Origin of the sequence: Streptomyces yatensis, assembly GCF_018069625.1 — a bacterium.
Classification (GTDB): Bacteria; Actinomycetota; Actinomycetes; order Streptomycetales; family Streptomycetaceae; genus Streptomyces; species Streptomyces yatensis.
Map to the genome: position 1 here is coordinate 544,204 of NZ_CP072941.1, position 26,170 is coordinate 570,373.

Annotated in this window: 13 protein-coding genes (1 of these 13 cut by a window edge); 2 read left to right on the plus strand and 11 right to left on the minus strand. The window is 72.3% G+C overall.

Annotated features, from left to right (window positions below; all coding sequences use genetic code 11):
- From J8403_RS02335 to J8403_RS02360, 6 genes are all read right to left on the minus strand, one after another.
- Positions 1-906, minus strand: partial view of a non-ribosomal peptide synthase/polyketide synthase gene (locus J8403_RS02335; RefSeq protein WP_211121595.1) — the start only. Its footprint begins 19,554 nt before the window's first position; the window shows 906 of its 20,460 coding nt (coding positions 1-906); it begins with the start codon at positions 904-906; its stop codon lies beyond the left edge, outside the window.
- Positions 903-10,832: a non-ribosomal peptide synthetase gene (locus tag J8403_RS02340; RefSeq protein WP_211121596.1), complete on the minus strand. Its 9,930-nt coding sequence runs from the start codon at positions 10,830-10,832 to the stop codon at positions 903-905. The genes J8403_RS02335 and J8403_RS02340 overlap by 4 nt, the downstream gene beginning before the upstream one ends.
- 81 nt (positions 10,833-10,913) lie before the next feature.
- A complete protein-coding gene (locus J8403_RS02345) occupies positions 10,914-11,186 on the minus strand; it encodes an acyl carrier protein (protein WP_211121597.1) in 273 nt (90 codons plus the stop codon).
- A 42-nt stretch (positions 11,187-11,228) separates the two neighbouring features.
- The gene (locus J8403_RS02350) at positions 11,229-12,164 is read right to left on the minus strand and encodes a hypothetical protein (RefSeq protein WP_211121598.1); all 936 of its coding nucleotides are present in this window, start codon (positions 12,162-12,164) and stop codon (positions 11,229-11,231) included.
- Complete coding sequence (locus J8403_RS02355; protein WP_211121599.1) at positions 12,161-13,927, minus strand: acyl-CoA dehydrogenase family protein; 1,767 nt, start codon at positions 13,925-13,927, stop codon at positions 12,161-12,163. Before J8403_RS02355 ends, J8403_RS02350 begins: the two co-directional genes overlap by 4 nt.
- Entirely contained in the window at positions 13,924-15,699 is a 1,776-nt protein-coding gene (locus J8403_RS02360) for a fatty acyl-AMP ligase (RefSeq protein WP_281427897.1), read from the minus strand. The genes J8403_RS02355 and J8403_RS02360 overlap by 4 nt, the downstream gene beginning before the upstream one ends.
- 479 nt (positions 15,700-16,178) lie before the next feature.
- On the opposite strand from J8403_RS02360, the gene J8403_RS02365 reads away from it, so the two are divergent.
- Together J8403_RS02365 and J8403_RS02370 are read left to right on the plus strand one after the other, a co-directional pair.
- Positions 16,179-16,943 (plus strand): ABC transporter permease, encoded by a 765-nt coding sequence (locus J8403_RS02365; protein ID WP_211121601.1) that lies wholly within the window; start codon positions 16,179-16,181, stop codon positions 16,941-16,943.
- A 53-nt stretch (positions 16,944-16,996) separates the two neighbouring features.
- Positions 16,997-17,938, plus strand: coding sequence for a TauD/TfdA family dioxygenase (locus J8403_RS02370; protein WP_211121602.1), 942 nt, complete (start codon positions 16,997-16,999; stop codon positions 17,936-17,938).
- An 89-nt stretch (positions 17,939-18,027) separates the two neighbouring features.
- Here the strand turns inward: J8403_RS02370 and J8403_RS02375 are convergent, their stop codons facing one another.
- From J8403_RS02375 to J8403_RS02395, 5 genes are all read right to left on the minus strand, one after another.
- Complete coding sequence (locus tag J8403_RS02375) at positions 18,028-21,294, minus strand: non-ribosomal peptide synthetase family protein (RefSeq protein WP_211121603.1); 3,267 nt, start codon at positions 21,292-21,294, stop codon at positions 18,028-18,030.
- Positions 21,294-22,562 (minus strand): ATP-grasp domain-containing protein, encoded by a 1,269-nt coding sequence (locus J8403_RS02380; protein WP_211121604.1) that lies wholly within the window; start codon positions 22,560-22,562, stop codon positions 21,294-21,296. Before J8403_RS02380 ends, J8403_RS02375 begins: the two co-directional genes overlap by 1 nt.
- Complete coding sequence (argH, locus tag J8403_RS02385; RefSeq protein WP_211121605.1) at positions 22,559-24,043, minus strand: argininosuccinate lyase; 1,485 nt, start codon at positions 24,041-24,043, stop codon at positions 22,559-22,561. Before argH ends, J8403_RS02380 begins: the two co-directional genes overlap by 4 nt.
- Positions 24,040-25,113, minus strand: coding sequence for a cysteine synthase family protein (locus tag J8403_RS02390; RefSeq protein ID WP_246585651.1), 1,074 nt, complete (start codon positions 25,111-25,113; stop codon positions 24,040-24,042). The genes argH and J8403_RS02390 overlap by 4 nt, the downstream gene beginning before the upstream one ends.
- A gap of 105 nt (positions 25,114-25,218) precedes the next feature.
- Positions 25,219-26,160, minus strand: a complete 942-nt coding sequence (locus J8403_RS02395) for an ABC transporter ATP-binding protein (protein WP_211121606.1) — start codon at positions 26,158-26,160, stop codon at positions 25,219-25,221.
- Positions 26,161-26,170: the final 10 nt, after the last annotated feature.

Genomic DNA, 26,170 nt, shown 5'->3' on the forward strand with positions numbered 1-26,170 from the left:
GATCCGGGTGGGCAGGGTGTTGATGAAGAGGCCCACCATCCGTTCGACGCCGTCGATCTGCGGCGGGCGCCCGGAGACGGTGGTGCCGAAGACGATGTCGTCGCGTCCGGTGTGCCGGCCGAGGGTGAGCGCCCAGGCGGTCTGTACGACGGTGTTGAGGGTGACGCCGCGGCTCCGGGCGATCTCGGTGAGGGCGGCGGTGTCGGATCGGGAGAAGGAGGCGAGGACCTCGGCGGACGCGACCGTGGTGCGGGCGATTCCGGGGGCCACCGGGCTGGGTTCGGCGAGGTCGGCGAATGCCTCGCGCCAGGCGGTGCGGGCCGCCTCGCGATCCTGTGCCGCCAGCCAGCCGAGGTAATCGCGGTAGGGGCGTACGCGGGGCATGGCGCCGTCGTCGCCGTGGGCGTCGTAGAGCGCACACAGTTCGCCCATGAGGACGGGCAGCGACCAGCCGTCCAGCACCAGGTGGTGGTTGGTCAGCACCAGGCGGTGGAGCGAGGCGCCGAGCCGCAGGAGCGTGAAGCGCAGCAGCGGGGGCCGGGTCACGTCGATCCGGGTACTCCGGTCGGCGGCCATGGCCTCGGCCGCGGCCGCGGTCCGCTCGTCCTCGGGCACCGCGGTCAGGTCGGTCTCGGTCCAGGGCAGCGGCACGGTGCGCATCACCACTTGCGCCCAGTCGCCGTTCTTGCGCTGGCGGAAGGCGGCGCGCAGGGTGGCGTGGCGGGCCAGCAGGGCCTCGGCGGCGGTGCGCAGGGTGGCCGTGTCCAGCGGGCCCTCGATGTCGAAGGCCGCCTGGACGACGTAGGGGTCGAGTTCGCCCTGGTCGTAAACGCTGTGGAAGAGCAGGCCCTCGTGGAGCGGGGCCAGCGGCAGGATGTCCTCGATCTTCCGCGGGGTGCGACTCACTTGCGGGCCTCTTCTTCGTCTTCAGGAGCGTGTACGTCGTCGTATGCGGCCGGCTCTTCGTCGTCCGGCATGTCGTCGAAAAGGTCGCCGAGTTCGTCCTCGAACGCCTCGATCTCGTCCTGGGTGATCGAGGACAGGGAGACGTCGGAGGGGGTGAGCCCTCCGGCTTCGGGGTTCTCGGCGTGGGCCACGAGGGCTTGGAGTGCCCGGAACCACAGGTCGGCCAGTGCGCGGACCTCGTCCTCGTCGAGGATCCCCCCGGCCCAGCTCCAGTAGGCGACGAGTTGCGAGCCCTGGGGGCCGTCGTGGGTACGGGCGTTGAGCTCCAGGGCGTGGGCGAGCGGCAGGTGGGGCGGGTCGCCGGCGACGCCGTCGATGCCGATGAGCGGGGTCCAGTCGGCGTTCTGGCCGGCGGCCGCGGTGGAGAAACGCCCCAGGTAGTTGAAGGCGACCTGAGGGTCCCGCAGCCCCGCGAATCCCTCTGCCGTGGCGGGGTTGAGATGGCGGACGAGGCCGTAGCCCATGCCCTTGTCCGGCACCGCCCTCAGCTGTTCCTTGACGCGTTTGAGGATGTCTCCGGCGCTCCGCCCGCCCGCGAACGCCTCGGCGAGGTCGGCGGCGCCCGTCTCCAGGCGCACGGGGTAGAGGTTGGTGAACCAGCCGACGGTGCGGGACAGGTCGGCGCCGCGCACCAGGTGTTCCTCGCGGCCGTGCCCCTCCAGGTCGAGGAGGAGGCCGGGGTCCCCGCGCCACTGTTCCCACGCCAGGGTGAACGCGGTCAGCAGAACGTCGTTGACCTCGGCGTTGAACGCGGCGGGCACTCGGGTCAGCACGGCTTCGGTGACGTTCACCGGCAGGGTGACGCTGATCCGGCCGGCGGCCGCGGTCGTGTCCCGGGCGGGGTCCAGGGCCCGGCGGCCGAGCCCGCGGTCCTCCTTGCGGAGCGTTTCCTGCCACCAGGCGGCGTCGGCGACCCAGGTGGGCGCGGCCGCTTCCTCGGTCAGCCGCTGGGCCCAGCGGCGCAGCGAGGTGCCCACGGGCTGGAGTTCGGGGGTGCGGCCGGCGGCGATGGCTTCGTGGGCCTCGGCGAGGTCGGGTACGAGGATGCGCCAGGACACCCCGTCGACGACCAGGTGGTGGACGAGGAGGAGCAGGAGGCCCGGTGTGTCCGCGCCGCGGTCGAACCACACGGCCTGGACGACCGTGCCCCGGTCCAGGTCGAGCCGGTCCCTGGCGCTCTCGCCCTCCGCCCGTACCAGAGCGGCGAGGGCGTGTTCGTCGAGGGGCGTGCCGTTCTGTCCCTCGGCCGTCACCCGGCGCACCAGCGGCGCGGCGTCGACCGTGCCGGGTTCCCGTATCTCCATGCGGCGTCCGGGGCCGGCGGTGAGCCTTGCCCGCAGGGCGTCGTGGTGGTCCAGGAGCGCCTGGAGGGCCTGGGTGAGGGTGTCGAGGCGCAGCGCCGCCGGGGTCTGGAGGACGACGGACATGTTGAATCCGTCCAGGTCCTCGCCGCGCCGCAGCAGCCAGTGGGCGATCGGGGTGAGGGGCACCTCGCCGATGCCGGCGCCCGGCTCCTCGGCGACGGCTTCCTCCACCTCCGTGACGACGTCGGCGAGGGCCGCCACGGTGCGGTGCTCGAAGATGTCGCGGACGGAGAGTTCGAGTCCGGCGCGCCGGGCCCGGCCGACGAGCTGGATGGACATGATGCTGTCGCCGCCGAGGTCGAAGAAGCCCTCGTCGATGCCGACCGCGTCGAGCCCCAGCACTTCGGCGTACAGCCCGCACAGGGTCTTCTCCCGCTCGGTGCGCGGGCCCCGGCCCGTGCCGTCGCGGTCGGTGGCGGGGGCGGGGAGCGCGCGCCGGTCGAGCTTTCCGTTGGCGGTGAGGGGCAGTTCGGACAGGACCGTCACGGCCGAGGGGACCATGTAGTGCGGCAGGTGCTGTTCGAGGTGGCCGCGCAGGGTGGGTACGAGGTCGGCTTCGTCGTGGGTGCCTTCCGGTACGACGTAGGCGACCAGCCGGGTCGTCCCGGGGGTGTCCTCGCGGGTGACGACGACCGCGGTGTCGACGCTCGGATGGTCGCCGAGCACGGCCTCGACCTCGCCGGGTTCGACGCGGAAGCCGCCGATCTTCACCTGGTCGTCGACGCGGCCGAGGAACTCCAGTTGCCCCAGGCGGTTCCAGCAGACGATGTCACCGGTGCGGTACATCCGGGAGCCGGGGGCGCCGAACGGAGTGGCGACGAAGCGTTCCGCGGTGCGGCCGGGCCGGTTCAGGTAGCCGCGGGCGATCTGGGCGCCGGCGATGTAGAGCTCCCCGCGCACACCGGGTGGCACCGGCCGCAGGTGTGCGTCGAGCACATGGACCTGGGCGTTCCACAGTGGCTGGCCGATGGACGCGGACGAGGGCCACTCGTCGGTGTCCTCGGGGAGGGTGGTGGAGGTGGCCGCGTGGGTCTCGGCCGGGCCGTAGATGTTGTGCGCCATGTGGCGCCAGTCGCCGGCGCAGAACCGGCGGAGTTCGCCGCTGAGCCGGAACTGCTCGCCGCCCTGGAAGATGTCGGTGAGCGAGTCCAGTGGTTCGCCGCGGTCCTCGGCGGCCGCGAGCACCGCGTCGATCATCAAGGTGGGCGCGAACAGCTCATTGACACCGTGGCGGGCGATCCAGTCGACCAGTTCGTAGGCGTCGCGCCGGACGTGTTCCTCGGGCAGGACGAGTGTTTTGCCCGCCACCAGCGCCTGCAGGATCTCCTGTACCGCGAAGTCGAAGGCGACGGCGAGGAACTGGGCGGTGCGGGTGCCGACGCCGCCGCTGTAGGTGTCGGTGTGCCAGGCGAGCAGGTTCATCAGCGACGCCATCGGCATCACCACACCCTTGGGGGTCCCGGTGGAGCCCGAGGTGTAGACGATGTACGCCGGATGGCGCGGGTCGAGCGGGCGGGCGCGGTCGTCGTCCGTGAGGTCGGTGGCCGGGGCGTCGGCGAGCGCCCGTACGGTCGCCGGGTCGTCCAGGACGAGGCAGCGGGCCGGTCCGGTGCCCAGGAGGGGGCGGGTGGCCGCGTCGGTGATCAGGGCGCGGGGTGCGCAGTCCTCGACGATGGCGCGCAGCCGCTGCTCGGGGGCCGAGGTGTCGAGGGTGAGGTAGGCGGCGCCCGTCTTGAGGACGGCGACCAGGGAGACGATCATCTCCGCCGACCGGGGCAGGGCGATGGCCACGATGTCCTCGCCGCCGATGCCCTCGGCGGCCATGAGCCGGGCCAGCCGGTTGGCCCGGGCGTTGAGCTCCTCGTAGGACAGGGTGGTGTCCTCGGAGATCAGCGCGGTGGCTCGGGGCTCCTGGGCGCTCTGCCGCTCGAACAGGACGGGCACGGTGTGTGGCGGCACCTCGTGCGAGGTTCCGTTCCACTCATGCAGGATGTGCCGGGTTTCGGCACGCGTCAGAATGTCGAGCCCGCCGATGGGCATGTCCGGGTCGGCCACCACGCCTTCGAGCACCCGCAGCAGCCGCGCGGCGAAGCCGTTGGCGGTCTCCCGGTCGAAGAGGTCGGCGTTGTACTCGACTGCCGCGTGCATACCGGTCGGCTCGCCCGTGGGCCCGTAGGTCTGGTCGAAGAAGAACGCGAGGTCGAACTTGGCGCGTCCGGTCTCCTGGGCCCGTACGTCCATGGTCAGGCCCGGCAGCCTCAGCACGTCGAGGGCGTCCTGGTTGTTGTCGAAGCCGAGCAGTACCTGGAACAGGGGGTGGCGGGCGAGCGAGCGGACGGGGCTCAGCACCTCGACGAGCCGTTCGAACGGCAGGTCCTGATGGGCGTAGGCGCCGAGGTTGGTCTCGCGGACCCGGCCGACGAGTTGGGTGAAGGCGGGGTTGCCGGAGGTGTCGGTGCGCAGCACCAGCGTGTTGACGAAGAATCCGACCAGGTCCTCCACGGCGGCGTCGGTGCGCCCCGCGATGGGGCTGCCGATCGGCACGTCGGTACCGGCCCCGAGCCGGGTCAGCAGCGTCGCCAGGGCGGCCTGCACCACCATGAACAGGCTCGACCGGGTGTCGCGCGCCAGATCCGCCAAACCCGCGTGAAGCTCCGCGGGGACCTCGAAACCGACCCGCCCGCCCTGGTGGGACTGGCGCGGCGGCCGGGGCCGGTCGGTGGGCAGCTCCAGTTCCGCGGGGAGATCCGCGAGGGCCTGCTTCCAGTGGGCGAGTTGGCGTGAGATCTCGCTGTCGGGGTCGTCCTCGGCACCGAGTACCTGTCGCTGCCACAGGGTGTAGTCGGCGTACTGCACCGGCAGCGGCTCCCACCGCGGGGCCTCGCCCGTTTCGACGCGCGCCGTGTACGCGGACGACAGATCGCGGGCCAGCGGGCCGAGCGACCAGCCGTCGCCCGCGATGTGGTGGAGCGCCAGGACGAGGACGCGCTCTCCGGTGTGGGTGGTGAACAGCCAGCCGCGGACGGGCAGTTCGCCGGTGAGGTCGAACGGGTGGGAGGCCGCGGCCCGCACCCTGTCCTCCAGTTCCTCGGGGGCGACCGTCTCCTCGATCAGCTCCGGTCGTGCCTGCGAGGCGGGCAGGATGACCTGCCGTGCGCCGGTACCTTCCTCCGTCTCCTGCGCGAAGAGCGTGCGCAGGCTCTCGTGGCGCGCGACGACGTCGCCGAGGGCCAGGCGCAGCGCGGTGCGGTCCAGGGTGCCGACGAGCCGCAGGGTGACCGGGATGTTGTAGGTGGCGCTGGGGCCCTCCAGGTTGTGCAGGAACCACAGCCGCTGCTGTGCGTACGACAGCGGAAGGCGGGGCGGGCGCGGGGCGGGGGTCACGGGAGGCCGGGCGCCGGACGCCTCGTCGATCACCGCGGACAGTCCCGCGACGGTCGGGTTCTCGAAGAGCCGGCGGATGGAGATCTCCACGCCGAGCACCGAGCGTACGCGGCTGAGCAGCCGTACGGCGGAGAGGGAATGGCCGCCACTGGCGAAGAAGTCGTCGTCGATGCCCACGGAGGGGACGCCCAGCAGCTCGGCGAAGAGGGTGCACAGGATCTGTTCCCGCGGGCTGCGCGGCGCCCGGGACGGCTCGGTCCGCCGGTCGTCGGGTTCGGCGGCCTCGTCCGGCCGCTCGGCGGGGGTCTCGACCAGCCGCAGCTCCCCGTCGTGGGACCAGCGGGCCACCCGGCCGGTGGGGTGCAGCGCGCTGCCCTGGTCGAAGGGGCACGGGAGCGGCCGGTCGGAGTCGGCGGTATCGGTGCCGTCTCCGGCGCCCGGGGCCGGGCTCCGGTGCGCCACGTACAGCGTTCCGGGAACACCGGGAGCCACCGGGCGGAGGCTCTCGTCCAGTACGTAGGCCCGCGTGCCGCTCACCCCGTCGGGCAGTTCCACCTGTGACAGCACGGCGGCCACACCCGGGCGGCGGATGTCGCTCCACTCCTCGAGGACGGCCGTCCGCTCGGCCGCGTCGAGGATCTCCGCCTCGAAGACCCGCCGATCCGGCTCCCCGGCCATGGCGGCCAGCAGCCGCAGGTAGCGCTCCCGGAGGGAGCGGGCCGTGCCCGGCTCGAAGAGTTCGGCGCTGAACTCCAGGTCGGCGGCGATGCCCGCGGGCCTGCCCGCGTCGTCGAACCGCTCGGTCAGCTCGAAGTTGAGGTCGAACTTGGTGTCCTCGATCGGCAGCCGCTCCAGCTCCACGGCGAGCCGCGGCAGCCGGGCGACCTCGGCGACCGTGGCCCGGGGGTCGGTGTGGTGGAGCGAGAGCGACACCTGGAAGAGCGGGTGCCGGGAGAGCGAGCGCTCCGGATTGAGCACCTCCACCAGCCGCTCGAACGGCAGGTCCTGATGGGCGTACGCCGCCAGGCTCCGCTCCCGGACCCGCTCGATCAGCTCGTGGAACGTGGGATCGCCCGAGGTGTCCGTGCGCAGCACCAGCGTATTGGCGAAGAACCCGACCAGCTCCTCGACCGCCGTGTCGGTGCGGCCGGCGATCGGTGTGCCGATGGGGATGTCGGTGCCCGCGCCGAGCCGGGTCAGCAGTGCCGCGAGCCCCGCCTGCAACACCATGAACAGGCTGGAGCGGGTCTCGCGGGCCAGCCCGTAGAGCGCCTGGTGGAGTTCGGCCGGGATGCGGAAGGAGTCCTGGCCGCCGCGCTGCGTCAGCTCGGCGGTGCGCGCCCGGTCGGCGGGCAGCGCGAGCTCGTCCGGGAGGCCGGCCAGCGCGGTGGTCCAGTAGGCGAGCTGGCGGGAGAGCTCGCTGGCCGGATCGTCCTCCCGTCCCAGGACCGCCCGCTGCCAGAGGCTGTAGTCGGCGTATTGCACCGGCAACGGCTCCCACCGCGGGGCGTCGCCCGTTTCGACGCGCGCCGTGTACGCCGTGGCCACGTCCCGCGCCAGCGGCCGCATCGACCAGCCGTCGCCCGCGATGTGGTGCAGGAGGAGCAGCAGTACGTGCTCGTCCGGCCCCAGCTCGAACAGGGTGACCCGCAGCGGAGGTTCATGGGCCAGATCGAAGACGTACCGGGCCTCGGCCATGAGCTCGGCCGCGAGCCGGGTCTCGTCCACCGTCCGCACGCCGGGCTCGACCGCGGCGTGCGACGGGTCCAGGACGATCTGCGTGAAGCCCTCTTCGTCCTCGGCGAAGACGGTGCGCAGGCTCTCGTGGCGCGCCACCACGTCGCCCAGGGCCAGCCGCAGCGCCTCCCGGTCCAGCGGGCCGGTCAGCCGGAGCGCGCCGGGCGCGTTGTAGGCGGTGCTGCCGTCGCCCAGCAGGTCCAGGAAGCGGAGGCGGGCCTGCGCGTACGAGACGGGGACACGGGACGGGCGCGCGGTCGCGGTCAGGGCGGGACGGGCGGCGGCGGTGCCGAGGGCCGTCCGGTCCAGGGTGGCGGAGATGCCCGCGACGGTGGGGGTCTCGAAGAGCTGCCGGATGGGCAGCTCGGCGTCCATGACGCTACGGATCCGGCTGACCAGCTTCGTCGCCAGCAGGGAGTGGCCGCCGAGGCGGAAGAAGTCGTCGTCGATGGTGACCGACTCCACGCCCAGCACCTCGGCGAACAGACCACAAAGGATCTCCTCGCGCGGCGAACGCGGGGTGCGGCCTTCCGTACCCTCCGGCCCGTAGTCGGGCGCGGGCAGGGCACGACGGTCCAGCTTCCCGTTCGGCGTCAACGGAAGCTCGGGAAGGGTGACGAACGCGGAGGGCACCATGTAGTCCGGCAGCAGGGCTGCGGCATGGTCCCGCAGGACCGCATCGGAAACGTGGGAACCCACCACCACATAGGCCACCAGACGCTGATCCCCGGCCCGGTCCTCCCGCACCACCACAGCCGTCTGCGCAACGTCGGGGTGACCGCTGATGACGGCCTGGATCTCGCCCAGCTCGATACGGAAGCCCCGCACCTTGACCTGGTCATCGACCCGGCCCACGTACACCAACTGGCCATCGGCGTTCCACCGCGCCACATCACCCGTCCGATACATCCGCGCACCCGCAGGACCGTACGGATCGGCGGTGAACCGCTCCGCCGTCAGATCCGTACGACGCCAATACCCCCGCGCCAGCACCACACCGGCGATGTACAGCTCACCCGCCACTCCCGGCGGCACCGGACGCAACGACGCGTCCAGCACATAGGCACGGGTGTTCCAGAACGGCCGCCCGATCGGCACCGCACCCCCGGCAACCATCTGCCCCGGTTCGATCCGGAAGTCGGTGCAGTTGACCGTCGCCTCCGTCGGACCGTACGCATTGACCACCGCCACATCCGGATGCGCGGCCCGCCACGAGGCCAGCGCCTCACCCACCAGCGCCTCACCACCGGTGATCAACGTCCCCGACGGCGACACCTCCTCGGGCAGCGCTTCCAACAGCCCCAGGTGGGAGGGGGTGACCTTCATAAACGACGGACGACCAGCATCCCCAGCCCGCTCATCAAGCTCACCCAGCACCACTCGGCCACCGCTCACCAGCGGGGTGTACAACGCCGTCACCGTCAGATCGAAGGCCACCGAAGAGTGCAACAGGGCCGGACCCGACGCATCCGGATACACCTCCCGCGCCCGCTCCAGATACGCCCCCACCGAACGGTGCTCGACCACCACACCCTTCGGCCGCCCCGTCGAACCCGACGTGTAAATCACATACGCGGAGGTGTTGAGATCGGTGATCGCCTGCACGCGCTCATCCGGATACGCGTCAGCCGCCGCGAGCGCCGCCACATCGTCGATCACCAGCACCGGCCGTGCGTCGCCCAGGATGTGCGCTGTCCGCTCGGCCGGGTACTCCGGATCCACCGGCACATACGCACCACCCGCCTTCACCACACCCAGCAGCGCCACCACCAGCTCCACCGACCGGGGCAGCACCACCGCCACAAACGACTCCGGCCCCACCCCCTGACCCACCAACCACCGCGCCACCCGGTTCGACCACGCGTCCAGCTCGGAGTAGGTCAACCGGACCTCGTCACACACCACCGCCACCGCGTCCGGTGTCCGTTCCACCTGCTCCCCGAAGAGCACGGGCAACGACACACCTCGCACACCGCGCGACTCACCATTCCACTCGACCAGCACCCGCTCCCGCTCCACCGCGTCGAGCAACTCCACGTCACCGATCCGGCGGTCGGGCTGTTCCGCGACCCACTCCAGCACCCGCACCAGCCGTTCCTGGTGGGCGGCGATCTCTCGTTCGTCGTAGAGGGCAGGGTCGGCGTCGAACTCCACGCGGATGCCCGTGCCGGAGCCTGCCGCGCCATAGAAGTTGATCTTCAAGTCGTTGACGGGCCCGGTGGACAGCGGGTGGGGGGTGGCCGGGCTGTCGCCGAAGAGGAGCTCGTCGACGTAGGCCACCACATTGATCGTCGGGCCGAGGCGGGCCTGGCGGCCGCCTGAGAGCCCGAGTTCCCTGACGAGTTCCTCGCCCCGGAACCGCTGGTGCCTGATGACCTCGGCCAGCGAGCGGGACACCGACGCGACCAGCTCCGTGAACGTGGTCCCCGGGGTGGCGGCCACGCGAATGGGCAGGACGTTGACCATCGCGCTCGGCGTGTTCAGGGACACCCGGCCGGTGCGGCCCGCCAGCGGCAGCGAGAAGGTGAGGTCCGTCCGGCCGGTCAGGCGGTGATAGAGGACGGCGGTGGCCGCGATGGCGACGGCCGGCCACTGCGCGCGGAGCCGACCGCCCAGCGCGGTCAGCCGATCGGCCAGGGTGGTCGGCAGGGTGACGATGCGACGCAGACCGCTGTGGGTGCTGCCGGCGGAACGTCCCGCGAGCGCCACCGGGTCAGGCATCTCCTCGAACAGGTCGAGCCAGTAGGCCCGGTCCTGGGCATAGCGGCGCGAGCCCGGATAACCGGCCTCCTCGGCGATCACCCGGTCGAGGGTGGCGAAGCCGGTCGCGGGCGGCTCGGTACCGGTGATCAGGGCGGTGTAGAGGGCCGCGACCCGCGCACCGTACACGGACTGGCCGAACGCGTCGAGGACGGCGTGGTGGTAGCGGTGGAAGTAGAAGGACCGGTCGTCGGCCAGGAGCAGGAGGGTCTGATCGCTCAGGGGGCCGCGGCCGAGGTCGAAGGGCTCGAGCATCTCCGCGTTCATCCACGCGTGCGCCGCGGCCTCCGGATCCGCCGCGTCGCGCAGGTCGCGCACGCGCAGGGACGTCGGCTCGGCGGGCGCGACGAGCTGGCACAGCCGGGTGTCGTCGGTGCGGCCGGGGTCCTGGGTGTGGTCGGTGTCCTCGATGTCCTCGGCGAGGTACGACCGCAGCGCCTCGGTCTCGTCGACGGCCCGCCGTACCGCCTCGTGGAGGACGTCCGTGTCGATCGGACCGTCGATCTCCAGATAGGCGCCGCAGTTGTAGAGGGGACTGTCCGGCTGCAGTTGCTGGGCGACCCACATGCCCAACTGGGCGGCGCTTACGGGTCGTCGGAGCGTACGGGCGGCGTCGGACATGACGGAGCGGTCCTCTCGGTTCTGCGGAGTGGCGGACTGCGCGGGATGGGGGGCGGTGGCGGATGCGGCGGGGTGTGCCCGTCAGGCGTACTGGGCCAGCTCTTTGACGAGGGCCTCGCTGAGTGCGTCGATGGTCGGGTTGTCCCACAGGAGCGTCGGGTCGAGGGAGACGTCGTAATGGTCCTCGAGCTCTCCGGCGACGGACAGGACGTACAGCGAGTCGAGTCCGTAGTCGGAGAGCCGCACGCTGGTGTCGATGGTGTCGGCGGGCCGTTCCAGGTGGGAGGCGATGCAGTTGGTCAGCCACTCCCGCAGGCTCTCGACGGTGTGCTGCTCGGCGTGGGGGTCGGACATGGGTGTCTCCTCTGCGGGGGTGGCCGTGAGCGGGCGCGGCGGTCAGGGACGGTCGGGGAGGGGGCGTTCGGCCAGGTCGAAGGAGTGGCCGGTGTCGTAGCGGCGGTCGAGTTCCGCGTACAGGCGCTCCAGGGCGGCCTGCGACGGCCGCGGTGTCCCACGCCCAGGTGTGCTGCGTGCGGCACGTGTGATGAGTGCGTGGCCGGGCGCCGCGGCGAGCAGTTCGGGGTCGCACAGCGCGGTGACGGCCGGTGCGGTGGTGAGGTCCGCGGCGGTCATGCCGCTGAGCGGAGCGGCGGCATCGGCGGGATTCGGCGGCCGGCCCAATGGGCCGTCCGCCGCGAAGAGCGCGCTCTGCATCTCGTTCAGCAGCAACTGGAAGGCGGGGTGTTCGCCCTCCCTGATGTAGAAGCGCGACCCCATGGCCAGCGAGAGGCGGTCCATCGCGTCCTGGAGCACACGCGGTACGAGGAATCGGACCACTCGGTCGTGGGCGCCCGGCCGGGCGGGGAAGGCATCGGTGTTTCGTACGGCGAGTGTGGTCAGCGTGTCGCACAGCAGCAGGTCGGCGCAGGCTCCCGCGAGCACCGCGCGCAGCTGCGGGATGTCGATGGCCGCCGCTCCGTACAGGCGCCGGGCCCGCAGGTGGCGCAGCGTCATGCGCAGGCCGGAGTCCAGTGTGCCGACGGCGGCCGCCCCTGTCGTCACGGTGCCGCTCCCCCGCTGGGCCCCACCGCCGGAGCGGGTCAGCAAGGGCGATCTGCGGTACCCGGCGCGCAGGGCGTGCATCAGCGACTCCGAGTCCACATCGCCGCCACCAATGCCGTCCACGCGGAAGGGCTTACCGGCCGGCGGCTGTCCGGCCTCCCGTGCATTGAGGATCGCCTGGAAGCCGTTGGGGTTGGTGGTGTCGTAGGGGTCGCCCAGGCGCTCTTCCACGGTGGCGGCGAGGGCGATGGGGCCGGTGGCGGTGGTCACGAGGCGGCCCCCTCCTGGGAGCTGGTGGGCTCCACGTGGTCGAGGAGCGAGTGGAAGGGGGCGGACGGGCGGGCGAGGACCGCTTCCGCGAGGTCGTCGAAGACGGTGCGGTCGGCGTCGTCGACGGGCTCCTCCAGATCGGTGAGCGCCTTGACGAGACAGGCGAGCAGGGCGGTCTCCGGGAGGGGGCCCTGGGCGCGGGCGGCGGCGCGCAGCCACAGGTGGAGCGCCGAGGCCGCCGCGAAGCACGACTCGAACCGCTCGGCGAACCGGAACGCGTGGCCGGGGACGGCGCGGGGCGAGAACCGGATCGCCGCCAGGTCCTGGTGGAGCCGGTCGGACACCTCCAGGAGCCGCCCGGCCAGGGTGGTGAGCGCCGTGGAGGCATGGCCGCGGGCGGCCAGGTCGCGCAGTTCGCCGACCGCGGCCGGCAGGCCGGCCACGACGGAGCAGCCGCCGCTGGAGACCAGGCCGAACGCGCCGGGCCGCATCGGCCGCAGGGGGGCGTGCGGATCCGTGGCCTCGGCGAGGCCCTCCGCGTCCCAGCGGCCCTTCGCGTAGCCGCGGGCGATGCGGGGGAACTGCTCGATGAGGGCACTGCGGTTGACCAGGCTGCTGCCGTCGAAGATGCCGATGATGCGGTGGTCGCGTTCCACCTTGGCGAATCCGGTGTGCGGGTCGTCGGCGCGGAGCAGTCCGTACGGGCCGAGGAGCTGCAGCAGGCGCGCGATGAGGGTGTCGACCTCGGCGGGCACATAGGCCTTCGTGGCGGCGGAGATGACGCTCATCTCGCCGGCGAGCGCGTGCGGGGAGCGCGCCGCCACCACGCCGGTGGCGTCGGCGAGCAGCAGGCCCGCGGCGGCCTCGCCCAGCTCCCGCCGCACATACGGGTCCCGTGCGAGCCCTCCGCCGTCCTGGGCCACGAACTCGGCGGCCAGGGCGAGTGCGTGGTCTCCCGCGCCCAGTGACATCGCGGCGCAGCCGGTCCGGGACAGATGCAGCGCCTTGAGGATGATCTCGATGCCCCCACCGACCCGCCCGATGAGCGCGTCCTCGGGCAGTGGCGTGTCGTGGAAGGCGATGCCGCTGATGTCCGCGCCCCGGATGCCGTAGGTGGGCACTTTGGGCAGATGGGTGAAGCACTCCGGGGCGAGGCGGGACTTGTCCGCGAGGAAGAGGCTGAAGCCGCGCGGTCCGCCGTTGTCGTCGGTGCGGGCGAGGACGGTGACCAGGCCGGCCCGGGTGGCGGAGTTGATCAGCCACTTCTCGCCGGACAGCAGCCAGCCGCCGTCCGGGGCGGGCCTGGCGGTCAGCTCACCGGCCATCAGGTCGCTGCCGTGGTGGCGTTCGGTCAGGGCGCAGGAGACGGTCGTTCCCTCCGCTATCCGCTCTCCCAGCCGGCGGGCGGCCTCCGGCTCTCCCGCGACCCAGGTGGCGGCGGCCCCGAGATAGGTCTTCCCGTGCGAGGCGGCCACGGTCAGGTCGATCCGGGACACGGCCCGCAGCAGTCGCATGACGACGTCGAAGCTCTCCAGCGCGCCGCCGTGTTCGGCCGGTACGTAGTAGCGCCGCAGTCCGAACGCGTCCAGCGCCTGGCATGCCTCGGCGGGAAACGCCTCCGTCCGGTCGAGTTCGGCGAGCGCTTCGGATGAGAAGGGCTGCCCGGGCCCGGTGAGCTCGCCGAGCAGGCGGGTGAGCCGCTCGACGGGCGCGGCGGAGGGGTTCTGGGTCGGGGAGGCGGTGGTCGGGGAGGCGGTGGTCATACGGCGGCCTCCTGGGGCTCGGGTAAGGGGCGCAGCAGGCTCTGCTCGTAGACCGCGTAGGTGGGCCGCAGCTCGCCGGCGCGGAACAGCTCGCGCATCGCGGACCGCTGGATCTTGCCGCTGGTGGTGCGGCGTACTCCGCCGGGGCGCAGCAGCAGGACCGCGCCGACGGGGGCGCCGAATTCGCGGGCGACGGTGAGCCGCATCTCGGCGGCGAGTTCGCTCAGCCGTTCCTCGTCCTTGATGCCGCGCACCTCGTGGGTGACCACGAGGACGTCGTCGCCCTGCGGGCCCTCGCCGGGTACGGCGAAGCAGGCGCCGACGAGGTTGCCCAGTTCGGGCCACTGGGTGCGCAGTTCCTGCTCGATGTCCTGCGGATAGAGGTTGCGGCCGCGCAGGTTGAGGACGTCCTTGATGCGGCCGGTGATGTGGAGTTCGCCCTCGTAGAGGACTCCGAGGTCTCCGGTGCGCAGCCAGTCGGTGTCGCCGTCCGCGGTGGTGGCGTGGAACTCGGCCTCGTTGGTGGCCTCGCGGTTCCAGTAGCCGTGGCCGACGATGTCACCGCGGATCCAGATCTCGCCGACGTCGCCATCGGGCAGGACCTGCCGGGTGTCGGGTTCGACGATGCGCACCTCGGCGCCGAGCGGCGGGCCGCAGCCGACGACGGCGCGGGCGGGCTCGTCGGGGGCCGCGGGCCGGAACTCGTGGCGTTCCAGGAGTTCGGCGGAGACATGGCGCACGCGGGGGGCGGTGCCGGCGGCCCCGGCGATGAAGAGGGTCGCCTCGGCCATGCCGTAGCAGGGGGTCAGGGCGTCGGCGCGCAGGCCGTGGGCGGTGAAGCGGCGCTGGAATCGTTCGAGCACGGCGGCGCGTACGGGTTCGGAGCCGTCCAGCGCGTGCCGCCAGCGGGACAGGTCCAGGCCCTCGCTCTGGGCGTCGGTGACCCGTCGGCTGCACAGGTCGTAGGCGAAGTCCGGTGCCGCGGAGGCCTCGATGCCAAAGCGGTCGACCATGTGCAGCCACAGGTGGGGGCGTTTGAGGAAGGTGGTGGGGCTCATCAGGACGGTGGTCGACCCGAGCAGCAGCGGCGGGAGGATCGAGCCCATCAGCCCCATGTCGTGGAAGTGCGGGATCCACCCGCCGATGGGGGTGGTCTCGTTCAGTTCCAGCGAGTCGGCGAGGTTGGCGGTGTTGTGCAGCACATTGCCATGGCTGATCATCACGCCCTTGGGGTCGCCGGTGGAGCCGGAGGTGTACTGGAGCACGGCGAGCGTGTCGTGTCCGGCGGGCGCCATCGTCCATGCGTCGGGATCGGCGGCCTCGCCGTCATCGGTGACCAGGAGGGGAAGGGTGTCGAGCCCCTCCTCGGCGGCCCATGCCTCGATGTCGGCGCGGGTGGCGGTGTCGGTGAGGATCGCCACGGCGCCCGCGTCGTCCGCGATGCGCCTGACCCGGTAGCGCTCGTGCCGGTACCGGCCGGGCAGGGACGAGGGAACCGCGACGGCGCCGGCGTACAGGCAGCCGAGGAAGGCGATGAGGAAGGCCGGCCCGGCGGGGTACAGCAGGACGACGCGGCCCCCCGGCGGGACATGGGCGCGGAGCCGTACGGCGACGCTCCTGGCCTGTGCGTCGAGTTCCGCATAGGTGAGCCGTTGCGCTCCGTCGGCGCGCAGCGGGTCCGTCACGAATACGGCCGCCGTCTTTTCCGGACGGTTTTCCGCATGCTCCCGGAGCACTGCGTCAACGGTGGGGGCGGTGACGATTCCCGCCATATCCGAGGCCCTGCCCTTCGTGTCCGCGAACTGAGTTTCCAGATGCCGATCCGGCACCGTTGTGCATTTCTACCGAGGGGCCGCAATCGGGGAAAGGCACTGACAACAAATTGCACAGTGCACCCCGTCCCCCCGGCCCAAACCCCACCAAAACGCCCTCATCTCACCGCGGTTCTGCAGCGCACCGGCCAGTACTGGCCACGAGACGTCCCGTCGGAGCCAATTCCGCGCGATAGAGTCGAAGTGCATTCGTTCCCCATGGACGACACAGCCATCCGATTCATCCGCGCTCAGTCATCGCGTAGCCGGTCATGGCGGCGGATTCTTTGATCCTGCCTTTCTTCGACTACCGCTCCAGGAATTTGGCGCACCGTGCCACGCACCAGCGGGCGCACGACTCCCGGAGGAAATTCATGACCCGTAGCACGTCATTACCGAACGGCGGCGCCTTCGCTCCCGCGTGGAATGGCAGCAGCCCCTTGGAGCAATTGCTGATCCTCACCCAGCGGTCGCTCAAGGCCCATCTCGCACACCGTCGGACCCTGATCCTCGCCATGCTGCAGCCCGTCTTCATGCTGCTGCTGCTCAGCGAGGTCTTCGGCAGCATCGTCGACCTCGACCACCTGCCGGACGGCGTCTCCTACCTGGACTATCTGCTGCCCGCGCTGCTGGTGACCACGGGCATCGGTCCGGCCATCGCCTCCGGTATCGGCTTGGTCCGGGACATGGACAACGGTGCGGTGGCACGGCTGCGCACCCTGCCCATCCACGCGCCGCTGCTGTTGTTCGCCCGCAGCTTCGCCGACCTGCTGCGCACCACCGCACAGCTGGCCATCCTGCTCGTGGTGGCCGTGGTGTTCATGGACGCCGACCCGGCCGGCGGCGTCGTGGGACTGGTGGCCGCGCTGCTGCTGACCTGCGTGGTGGTGTGGGCGATGACCTGGATCTTCCTGGCGCTGGCGGCCTGGCTGCGCAGTGCGGAGGCGCTGCAGAGCATGGCCTATCTGGTGACGTTCCCGCTGATGTTCGCCTCCAGCGCGTTCGTCCCGGTGGACCGTATGCCGGGCTGGCTACAGGTCCTGGCGATCCTCAACCCGCTGTCGTACGCGATGGACGCCTCGCGCGCACTCTGCCTCGACCAGCCGCTGGGCGCCCAGGTGTGGTCCGCTCTGGGCGCGAGCGCCATGGTCGCGCTGGTCGGGGCGAGCGCGGCGGTGTGGGCGTTCCGGCGCCCCCTGGTCTGAATTCACCGTCCCCACACACCCCTCCCCCTCATGAGACGAAACGGAGAGCCCTCATGCCCGAGCAGCGAGATGCCCTGCGGCGGCTGGACGCCGCCCCCGGGCCCGGCACCGACGCCGCGGCCTGGGCCACCGAACACCGCGAGGAGATACGGGCCCTGGTGGCCCGGCACGATGTTCTGCGGGTCCGCGGGCTGGAGCTGGACGGCCACGACCACGCCGCCGCCGTGGTCCGCGGGATCATCGGCGAAGGCATGGCCGAGCGCGAGGGGTTCGCTCCCCGCGAGGAGTTCGGGCCGGGACTGTACTCCTCCTCGCACTGGCCGGCCGACCAGCCCATGTGCATGCACCATGAACTCAGCTACGCGGCCGAGGCGCCCCGGCTGATGGTCTTCGCGTGTGTCACCCCGCCCGCTGCCGGCGGTGTCACGGCCGTCGCCGACGCCCGTGCGGTGCTGCGCGACCTGCCGGACGAGCTCGTCGAGCGCTTCGAGCGCCACGGCTGGGTGCTGACCCGCCACTACAACCCGTTCGTCGGAATCGGATGGGAGGACGCGTTCGGCGCCAAGAACCCCGAGGAGGTGGAGCGTTACTGCGCGGACCACGGCATCGAGGTGCGCTGGGACGCCGAGGGCGGCCTGCGCACCCGGCAGAGCCGTCCGGCCGTCATCGCGGATCCCGCATCGGGCGAACGCTGCTGGTTCAACCAGATCGCGTTCCTGAACGAGTGGACGATGGCTCCCGAGGTGCGTGAGTTCCTCACCGCGGAGTTCGGCCCCGACGGGCTGCCGTTCAACACCTTCTACGGCGATGGCTCACCCCTGGACAGCGCCACCGTCGACCTCATCAACGCGGTCTACGAGAAGCACACGGTGCGCGAGCCCTGGCGGCGGGGCGACCTGCTGGTCATCGACAACGTCCGCATGGCACACAGCCGCGAGCCCTACCGCGGCGACCGCGAGATCGTCGTCGGCCTCGGCGAACCGTTCCGTCCCTAGCCGTCGGCCCTGGGACCCGGCCGGGTCCCAGGGCCGAGGGGCCACGGATGAGGGGGCGTACCCGGGCGGACCCGGGTACGCCCCCTTCGTCACCGGTCGCGCGGCGTGGACGGGGCGCAGCCGGACCGTACCAGCGCGGCGGTCTCGGCCGGCCGGGTGCGGACGAAGTAGTGGCCGCCCTCCGCCAGTTCGTGGAGGGAGATCCGGTCGGAAATCGCCTTCCAGCCGCCGTACTCCTCGGTGAGGGCCGCCGTGGCGGCATCGTCCCGTGCGACCACCACCTCCACCGGGGCATCGAGGCGGTAGGCCTCCGGGTTCTCGCCCACCGCGCGCAGATGCCGGCCGGCGGTCAGGACGTCGTGCTGGTAGGCGCGGGCCACCACATCGGCTCGCTCCGTCCCCAGCTCCTCCAGCTCCGTGTACACCTCTCCGGCCCGCAGCCGGGACAGCAGGCTCTGGTCGTCCGCCGTGGCCGCCCGGGTCATCTCGGCGGCGAGCGTCTCGGTGTCCCCGAGCAGCAGCGCGCCGATGTAGACGCGTTCGACGAGCCGGCCCGCCTCGGCCAGCAGCCGCGCCGTCTCCAGGGCGGCGGCCACCCCGGTGGAGTGTCCCCACACCGACACCGGCGTGGCGACGTGGGCGACGATCTCGTCCCGTATCCACTGGGCCAGGACGGGGACGTCCTCCATCGGCTCACCGTCGCCGGCGAAGTCATGGCCGGGCGGCTCCACACCGAGCACCGCGATGCCGTCGCGCCGGAGCTCGGCGGCCAGGGGCCGGAAGTTGACGGCGTTGCCCCCCGCGAAGGGGAAGCACACGAGGGTGTGGTGCGGGTCCGGCACGGCGGACAGCGGCTGGAGCAGCCGGGTCGCCACCGGGCGGGCGAAGGCGCCGGCGTCGCGGGGTTCGAGCACTGCGGCGCAGTCGGCGAGCACCGGATGGGCGGCCAGGTCCTTCAGCGACAGCGCCCGGTCGAGCCGGACCAGGAGCCGCACCGCGGCCAGCGAGGTGCCGCCGAGTTCGAAGAAGTCGTCGGACCGGCCGATGCGCTCCGGCGGCAGGCCGAGGACGTCGGCCCACAGATCGGCGAGGCGCCGTTCGGCGGGGGTGGCGGGCGGGATGTGGGCGGGGCGTCCGGCCGTCTCCGCGGCGGGCCGCGCCAGCGCCTTTTTGTCGATCTTCCCGTTCTCGGTGAGCGGCAGCCGGTCCACCCGGTGGATATGGGTGGGCACCATGTAGTCGGGCAGGACGGTGGCGAGGAAGTCGCGCACGCCCTCCGCGGTCACCTCCCGCGAGCCGCTGAAGAAGGCGACGAGGACGCGCTGTTCGCTGGTGTCGCCCTCGGTGACCACCGCCGCCTCGCGGACACCCTCCATGGTCAGCAGCTTGTTCTCGATCTCGCCGATCTCGATCCGGAAGCCGCGGATCTTGACCTGCGCGTCGCGGCGCCCCAGGAATTCGAGGCGGTCCTCGGGGAGCCACCGGCCGAAGTCACCGGTCCGGTACATCCGGGTGCCCGGCCGGAACGGGTCCGGGACGAACGCCTCCCGGGTGCGCTCCTCGTCGTTGATGTAGCCACGGCCCACGCACACCCCGGAGAACGCGATCTCGCCGGGCGTGCCCAGCGGCACCAGCGCCAGGTTCTCGTCGAGCACATAGGTGTGGACGTTGCGCAGCGCGCGGCCGACGGTCACGAAGTCGCGCTCCGGGACGCCGTGCAGCACCTCGTGCATCGGGTCGTCCGAGGTCTCGGTGGCGCCGTAGGCGTTGACCAGCTGGACATCGGGGCAGGCGGCGAACCAGCGCTGCACCAGTTCGTAGGTGAGCGCCTCACCCGTCACCGACACCGAGCGCAGGGCGCCGAGCGGGCGGGGGTGCTGCTCCAGGTGGGTGAGGAGCACTTCCAGATAGGACGGGACGACCTGCATCACGGTGACCCGGCCCTCGACGATCTCCTCGACGAAGGCGCCGACGTCGAGCTGGGTGCGGGTGTCCATGATCCGTACGCTGCCGCCCATCAGCAGCGGCGCGGCGAACTGCCACAGGGAGATGTCGAAGCACTGCGAGGCGATCTGGGTGACCACGTCCCCGCCACCGGCCGTGATCCCGGTGTCCTCGATCTTCGCGTAGAGGTGGTTGAGGAAGCCGGCGTGCTCGCACAGGGCTCCCTTGGGGCTTCCGGTGGAGCCCGAGGTGAAGTAGATGTAGGCGGCCTGTCCGGGCGTCACCGACACGCTGGGCGGCTCCGTGTGGCCGCCGCGCGCCAGGACGCGCGTCACCGACAGCCGGGTGAGCGGGGCGGCCAGCCGGGCGGAGACCGCGCGCACCAGCGCCTCGCTGCCCGGCTCGGTGAGCGCGACGGCGCAGGCGCTGCGCTCCAGCTGGGCGACGACTCGCTCGACGGGGAAGTCCGGCCGTACGGGCAGATAGACACCGCCCGCGGTGAAGACGCCGAGGGCGGCCGCGATCCACTCCGGGGTGCGGTCCATGACGACGGCGACCACGTCCTCGGTCCCCACCCCGGCCTCGATCAGCGCGTGGGCGATCCGGTTGACCCGCCGCTCCAGCTCCCGGTACGTCCACCGGACGGTGCCGTGCTCGACCGCGATGGCGTCCGGGCAGCCGCGGGCCCGCTCCTGGAACAGGTCGACGAAGGTCGCGTCGGGCAGTTCGACGGTGGGGCCGGCGAGCCCGTCCAGCTGCTTCTCGGCCTCCTCGGGGGACAGCAGGTTCTGGAACTCGTGCCTCGCCCGCGGGTCGGCCGCGAGAAGCCGCAGCGCGGCGAGGTGGTATCCGGCGAGGCGCCGCGCATAGCCACCGTCGATCGCGGCACGGTCGTGCAGCACCCGCAGCGACAGGCCGTGTTCGTCGCGCGTCCAGGCCACGCGCAGCACCACACCGTCGTCCAGGGCGGCGGGCGAGCCGCCGTCGTGGGCCGGTGCCTGGGCCGGCCCGTCCTCGTGCTCCGCCAGTCCGGACAGGTCCAGCACGGCCTCGGTCCGTACCTCGGCCGCGGGCCCCGGGCCCGTCAGCGCCCCGGCCGCGTGGGCCGCCAACTCCGCCCAGGTGGCGTCGGCGACGGACAGGGCCAGCGGACGCGCGGGACCCGGCCCGTCGTGCGGCACACAGCCGATGAGCAGGTCCCGCTCGGCGGCCACGGTCGAAAGGACACGGGCGTGACCGGCGAGCAGCAGGGCGGACAGGGGGGTGCCCAGTTCCCCGGCCGTACGCTCCAGGGCGGCCGTGAGCTCCGCGTCCAGGCGGGCGCCGTGGACCCCGGTGCCGGTATCCGTCGCGGACGGTGGGGTCCACCGCGGAACGCGGGTGAACGCCTCGGTCTTCGCGCCGTCTCTCATCAGCCTGCCACTCCTTCATCCGGCAGCGCCGGCTCCTCAAGCTCGATCCTGATCAGGCCCGCGGCGGCCGCCGCGCGGTCTCCGGCCTGCTCCCCGTCCGTCCCGGTGGCGACCACGCAGCCCAGGCGGTCCTGGAACGAGTTCGTCACCCGCACGGTCCGTCCGGGGGCGGTGCCGACCGCGACGGCGACCACACCGGGGGCCGCCTGGGCGGCCTCGACTCCGCCGATGGCCGTGACCCGCCCCTCGCGCTCGTTGCGCAGGAAGCGGACCGCGGCGTGCCCCCGGCCCGGCCGCGTGGGGGTCCGGCTCTGTCCCGCCGCGCGGGCGATCACGGCGTCGACGAGGTCGATGCCGAGGGCGGCCCGTACGGCGACGGGAATCATGCCGCCCGCGAGCCGTGGGTTGACCTCGATGACGACGGGGCCGTCCGCGGACATCCGCAGTTCGGTGTGGGCGGCTCCCCAGCCCAGGCCGAGTGCTGCCAGCGCCCGCAGGGCGGTGCCGCCGAGCGCGGCGGCGACGGCGTCGGGCACGGGTGCGGGCACCTCGTGTCCGGTCTCCACGAAGTACGGCCGGGGCCCGATGTGTTTGGCGACGACGGTGACCACGGTGTTGTCGAAGGTCTCGACCGAGAACTCCGGCCCTTCGACGGCCGCCTGGACCAGGATCCGGGCCGGCACCGGGTTGCCGCGTTCGTCGGTGGAGCGGCCGAGCAGTTCCTTCGCCCACTGCCGGGTCTCCTCGCGGTCCCGGCACAGCCGGACACCGACCGAGCCCGATCCGAGGACCGGTTTCAGCACGACCGGGTGGCCGATCCCGTCGGCGGCGCGCACCGCGTCGGCCACCTCGCCCACGGCCGCGCCGGCGGGCACCGGGACGCCGGCCGCCGCCAGCGCGGCGGCCTGTGTCTCCTTGTCCCGGCACCGGGCGATGGCGTCCCCGTCCGCAGCGGGCAGGCCGAGCTTGGCGGCCGCGCGGGCGGCGGTGGACACGAAGTACTCGGAGCTGGAGGCGACTCCGGCCAGCCCCCCGTCCTGTTCGAGCCCGGCGCAGCAGTCCACCACCGCGGCCAGGTCTCCGGTGTCCAGCAGCCTGGTGTCGATGCCGTCCTGCTCGACGTACACATAGCGGCCCGGGTCCCGGGTCAGCAGCACCGGCCGTAGGTCTCGCGCCCGCGCCGCCGCGCAGAACTCCCGCCCCGTGCCAGTGGTGTTGCTCTCCACGAAGGCGAGCCAGGGCCCGCTCGCCGTTTTCCGCCCGGTCACCGTTCTCCGTCCTTTCCCGCCATGGATCCGTGGGCCGCCAGGAGCTCGTCGACCGCGGCACGCAGCCTGCGCTCCGCGTCCCGTGTGCGGCCGCGGTGGTCGGCGAGCCGTTGCCCATGGGTGGCCAGCCGCTCCCGCAGGACGGCCACGGCCGCGTCGGACTCGCCGGGGCCGCCGCCGCGGTCGTGTGCCGCGACGACGTCCCTCAGGGAGGACAGTTCGGTGGCCGTGCCGGTGGGGGCCCCGTCGGGCAGGGCGATCTTGGTGAGTTCGGTTGCCCCGCTCTCGATCGCCTCGCGTACGGCGGCGCCCACGATGTGGTGGGCGGTGCGGAACGGAACCCCTTGTGCGACCAGCCGGTTGGCGATCACGGTGGCGGTCACGAAGCTCTCCGCCGTACGCCGTTCCATCCGCTCCACGGCCGGGCGGGCGCCGCTGACGAGCACCTGGGCCAGGAGGACGGAGTCCCGTACGGCGGCCAGCGCGGGCCAGGCCGGGGCCACGGCCTCGGTGCCGACCTCGATGGAGTTGGTGAACGGCGCGGACTTCATGGCGGAGGCGGAGGCCGTCCAGGCGCCGATGGCCGCGCCCGCCTTGGCCTTGACGTGTTCCAGCAGGAACGCGTTGCGCTTCTGGGGCATGGCCGAGCTGCCGCCGACCAGCCGTTCGGGGAACTCGATGAGCCCGAACTCCTGGGTGCTCCACAGCTGCAGGTCGGTGCCGAGCCGGCTCAGCGTCACCCCGGCCGAGGACGCGGCGGCCAGCGCGCGCAGCAGTGTGTCCCGTGCGGCCACCGCGTCGATCGCGTGCAGCGGTGGGCCGGCGAACCCCAGCAGGGAGGCGGTGCGCGCCGGTTCGATGGGCAGGTCCGTCCCGGAGACCGCCCCGGCGCCCAGGGGGCAGCGGTCCAGCTCGTCCAGCGTCTGGCGCAGCGCGGTGATGTCGCGATCGAGCGCGGTGGCTATCCCGCACAGGTAGTAGCCGTAACTGATCGGCATGGCCGGCTGGAAGTGGGTGTAGATGGGCATCACCACGTCGCGGTGGGCGCGTGCCCGGGAGAGCAGGACCGCCTGAAGCCTCAGCACCTCGCCGAGCAGGTCGGTCAGTTCGGCGCGCAGCCGCATCGCGGTGACGGTCGCCTTGATGTCGTTGCGGGAGCGTCCGGTGTGCAGCTTTCCGCCCACGTCGGCGCCGAGTTCGGCCACCAGATGGCCCTCGTACATCAGGTACAGGCCGCGCGGGGCCGGCAGCCCGTGCAGCGTGCCGAAGCCCTCTTCCCGCAGCCGGGTGATGCGCTCCAGGAGCGCGGCGGCCGTGTCGGAGGGCAGCAGCCCGCACTCGGTGAGCATGACCACGTGGGCCATGTCGATGGTGCTGATGGGCTCCAGTTCCCCGCGGATGGCGCCGGGATCGGGTTCGCCGTAGACGACGCGGCGGGTGCGCGGGCCGAGGATATGGGTGAGCCGTCCGGTGGAGCTCACGACAGGGCCCGCTCGGCGAGGGGGTGGGTCACCCTGGGCACGACGCCGGGCACCTCCTCGTAGGAGCGGCGGCCCCAGACGAGTCGGGTCCAGCGGTCACCGGCCTCGGCGGGGGACGCGACGGTGATCGGCTCGGTGGGACGCTCGGTGAGCAGTTCGCCGTTGGCGGCGAGCCACGCGTCGTCGTAGACGGTGGCCTGGTAGCGGTATCCCTCGTCGGGCAGGATCACCACACAGAGTCCGTCCGGGTTCTTCGCCGCCCACCACTGGGCGACCAGATGGGCGGCGCCGCTGGTGGGGCCCTGGAAGAGGGCGGATTCCGCGTGCAGGGCCCGGGTCTGGGCGTATGCCTCGGCCGCGCTGCACCAGTGGATCTCGTCGAAGAGGGTGTGGTCGAGGTTGGCGGGCCACAGGCTGTTGCCCAGACCGCGCAGCGAGCGCGGCCCGTCGGGCTGGCCGAACAGCACGCTGCGGTGGCTGTCGACGCCGATGATCTGGGTGTGCGGGCTGTATTCGCGCAGGCCGCCCCCGGTGCCGCACATCGATCCCGCGGTGCCGACGGTGCCGACCAGGCAGTCCACGGTGCCGAAGGTGCGCACGAGTTGATCGGCCACCACGTGGTACGAGCGGGCGTTGTCCGGGTTGTTGTACTGCTCGGGGCAGAAGGTGGACGGCAGCGAGGCGCGGATCTCCGCCAGCTTGGTCAGCCGGGCTCCCTGATACCCGCCGACCGGCGCGGGCTCCAGGCACATCTCCACCTTGGCGCCGAGGTCGGTCAGTCTGCGGTGGAGGTTGTCGTCGATCGCGGGGTCGCTCACCAGGATCAGCTCACGCTCCATCAGCGCGGCCTGCATCGCGAGGGAGAGTCCGAAGGTGCCCGAGGTGGTCTCGACGATCACGGTGTCCTCGGTCAGCTCACCGCGTTGCAGCGCGCGACGCAGGATGTACTGGGCGGGCACCAGTTTCATCAGGGTGAAGACCGCGCCGTACAGATTGGGGCCGAGCCGGATGAGGCGTGGCAGCATCTGGGCCTCGGTGATGGAGCGATAGGTCAATGCGGACAGCGGCATGGAGACTCCTCGGAATCCGGGGGCGGGCCGCGGATCGGGGATCCGGCGGACGCCCCGCGGCGGTCGTGGGGGCATGGCCTGTCGGCCGGGGCCCGGGGGTGGGGATCAGGAGAGGACCGGCAGGTCGGACAGCCCCTCGGCGAGGGCCACATAGACGTCGTCGAGGGTCGGCTCGGACAGCGAGATCCCGGTGATCGCCACTCCCGCGTCGTCCAGGGCCCGTACGACGGCCGCCAGGGCGGCGGACTCGCGCACGGGGACGCAGACGGTGCCCGCGGGCTCACCGGGCTGCGGCTCGAGCCCCGCGTGGCGCAGCGCGGCCCGTGCGGCCGGTTCGGCCGCCGGTTCGGCGAGGGTGGCGCGGACCGAGCTGACGCCGAGTTGCTTCTTGAGCTGGGCCACCGAGCCGTCGGCGATGGTCCGGCCGCGGCCCAGCACGATGACCCGGTCCGCGAGTTGTTCGGCCTCTTCGAGGTACTGCGTGGTCAGCAGGACGGTGGTGCCGCCCGCCACCGCCGAGCGGACCGAGTCCCACAGCCCGCTGCGGCTGACCGGGTCGAGTCCGGTGGTGGGTTCGTCGAGGAACAGCACCTGGGGGCGGCTGACGAAGCTGCTGGCGAGGTCGAGGCGGCGGCGCATGCCTCCCGAGTAGGTGGCCGCCGCCCGGTCGGCCGCGCCGGTCAGGGCGAAGGTCCGCAGGAGCTCATCGGCTCGCGCCCCGGCCTCGGTGCGGCTCGCGCCGAGCAAGCGGGCCACCAGGATGAGGTTGTCCCGGCCGGAGAGGTTCTCGTCCACCGCGGCGAGCTGTCCCGTCAGCCCGATGCGCCGGCGTACCTCGCGGGCCTCGCGCACCACGTCGTATCCGGCCACCCGCGCCGTGCCCTGACTGGGCGGCAGGGCGGTGGCGAGGATGCTCACCAGTGTGCTCTTGCCCGCTCCGTTGTGGCCGAGCAGGCACAGAACCTCGCCCTCCCCGATCCGGAAGCTGACACCGTCCAGCGCCCGGGTGCTGCCGTAGGACCGGCTTAAGTCCGTCACTTCAATCATCGCGCTATTC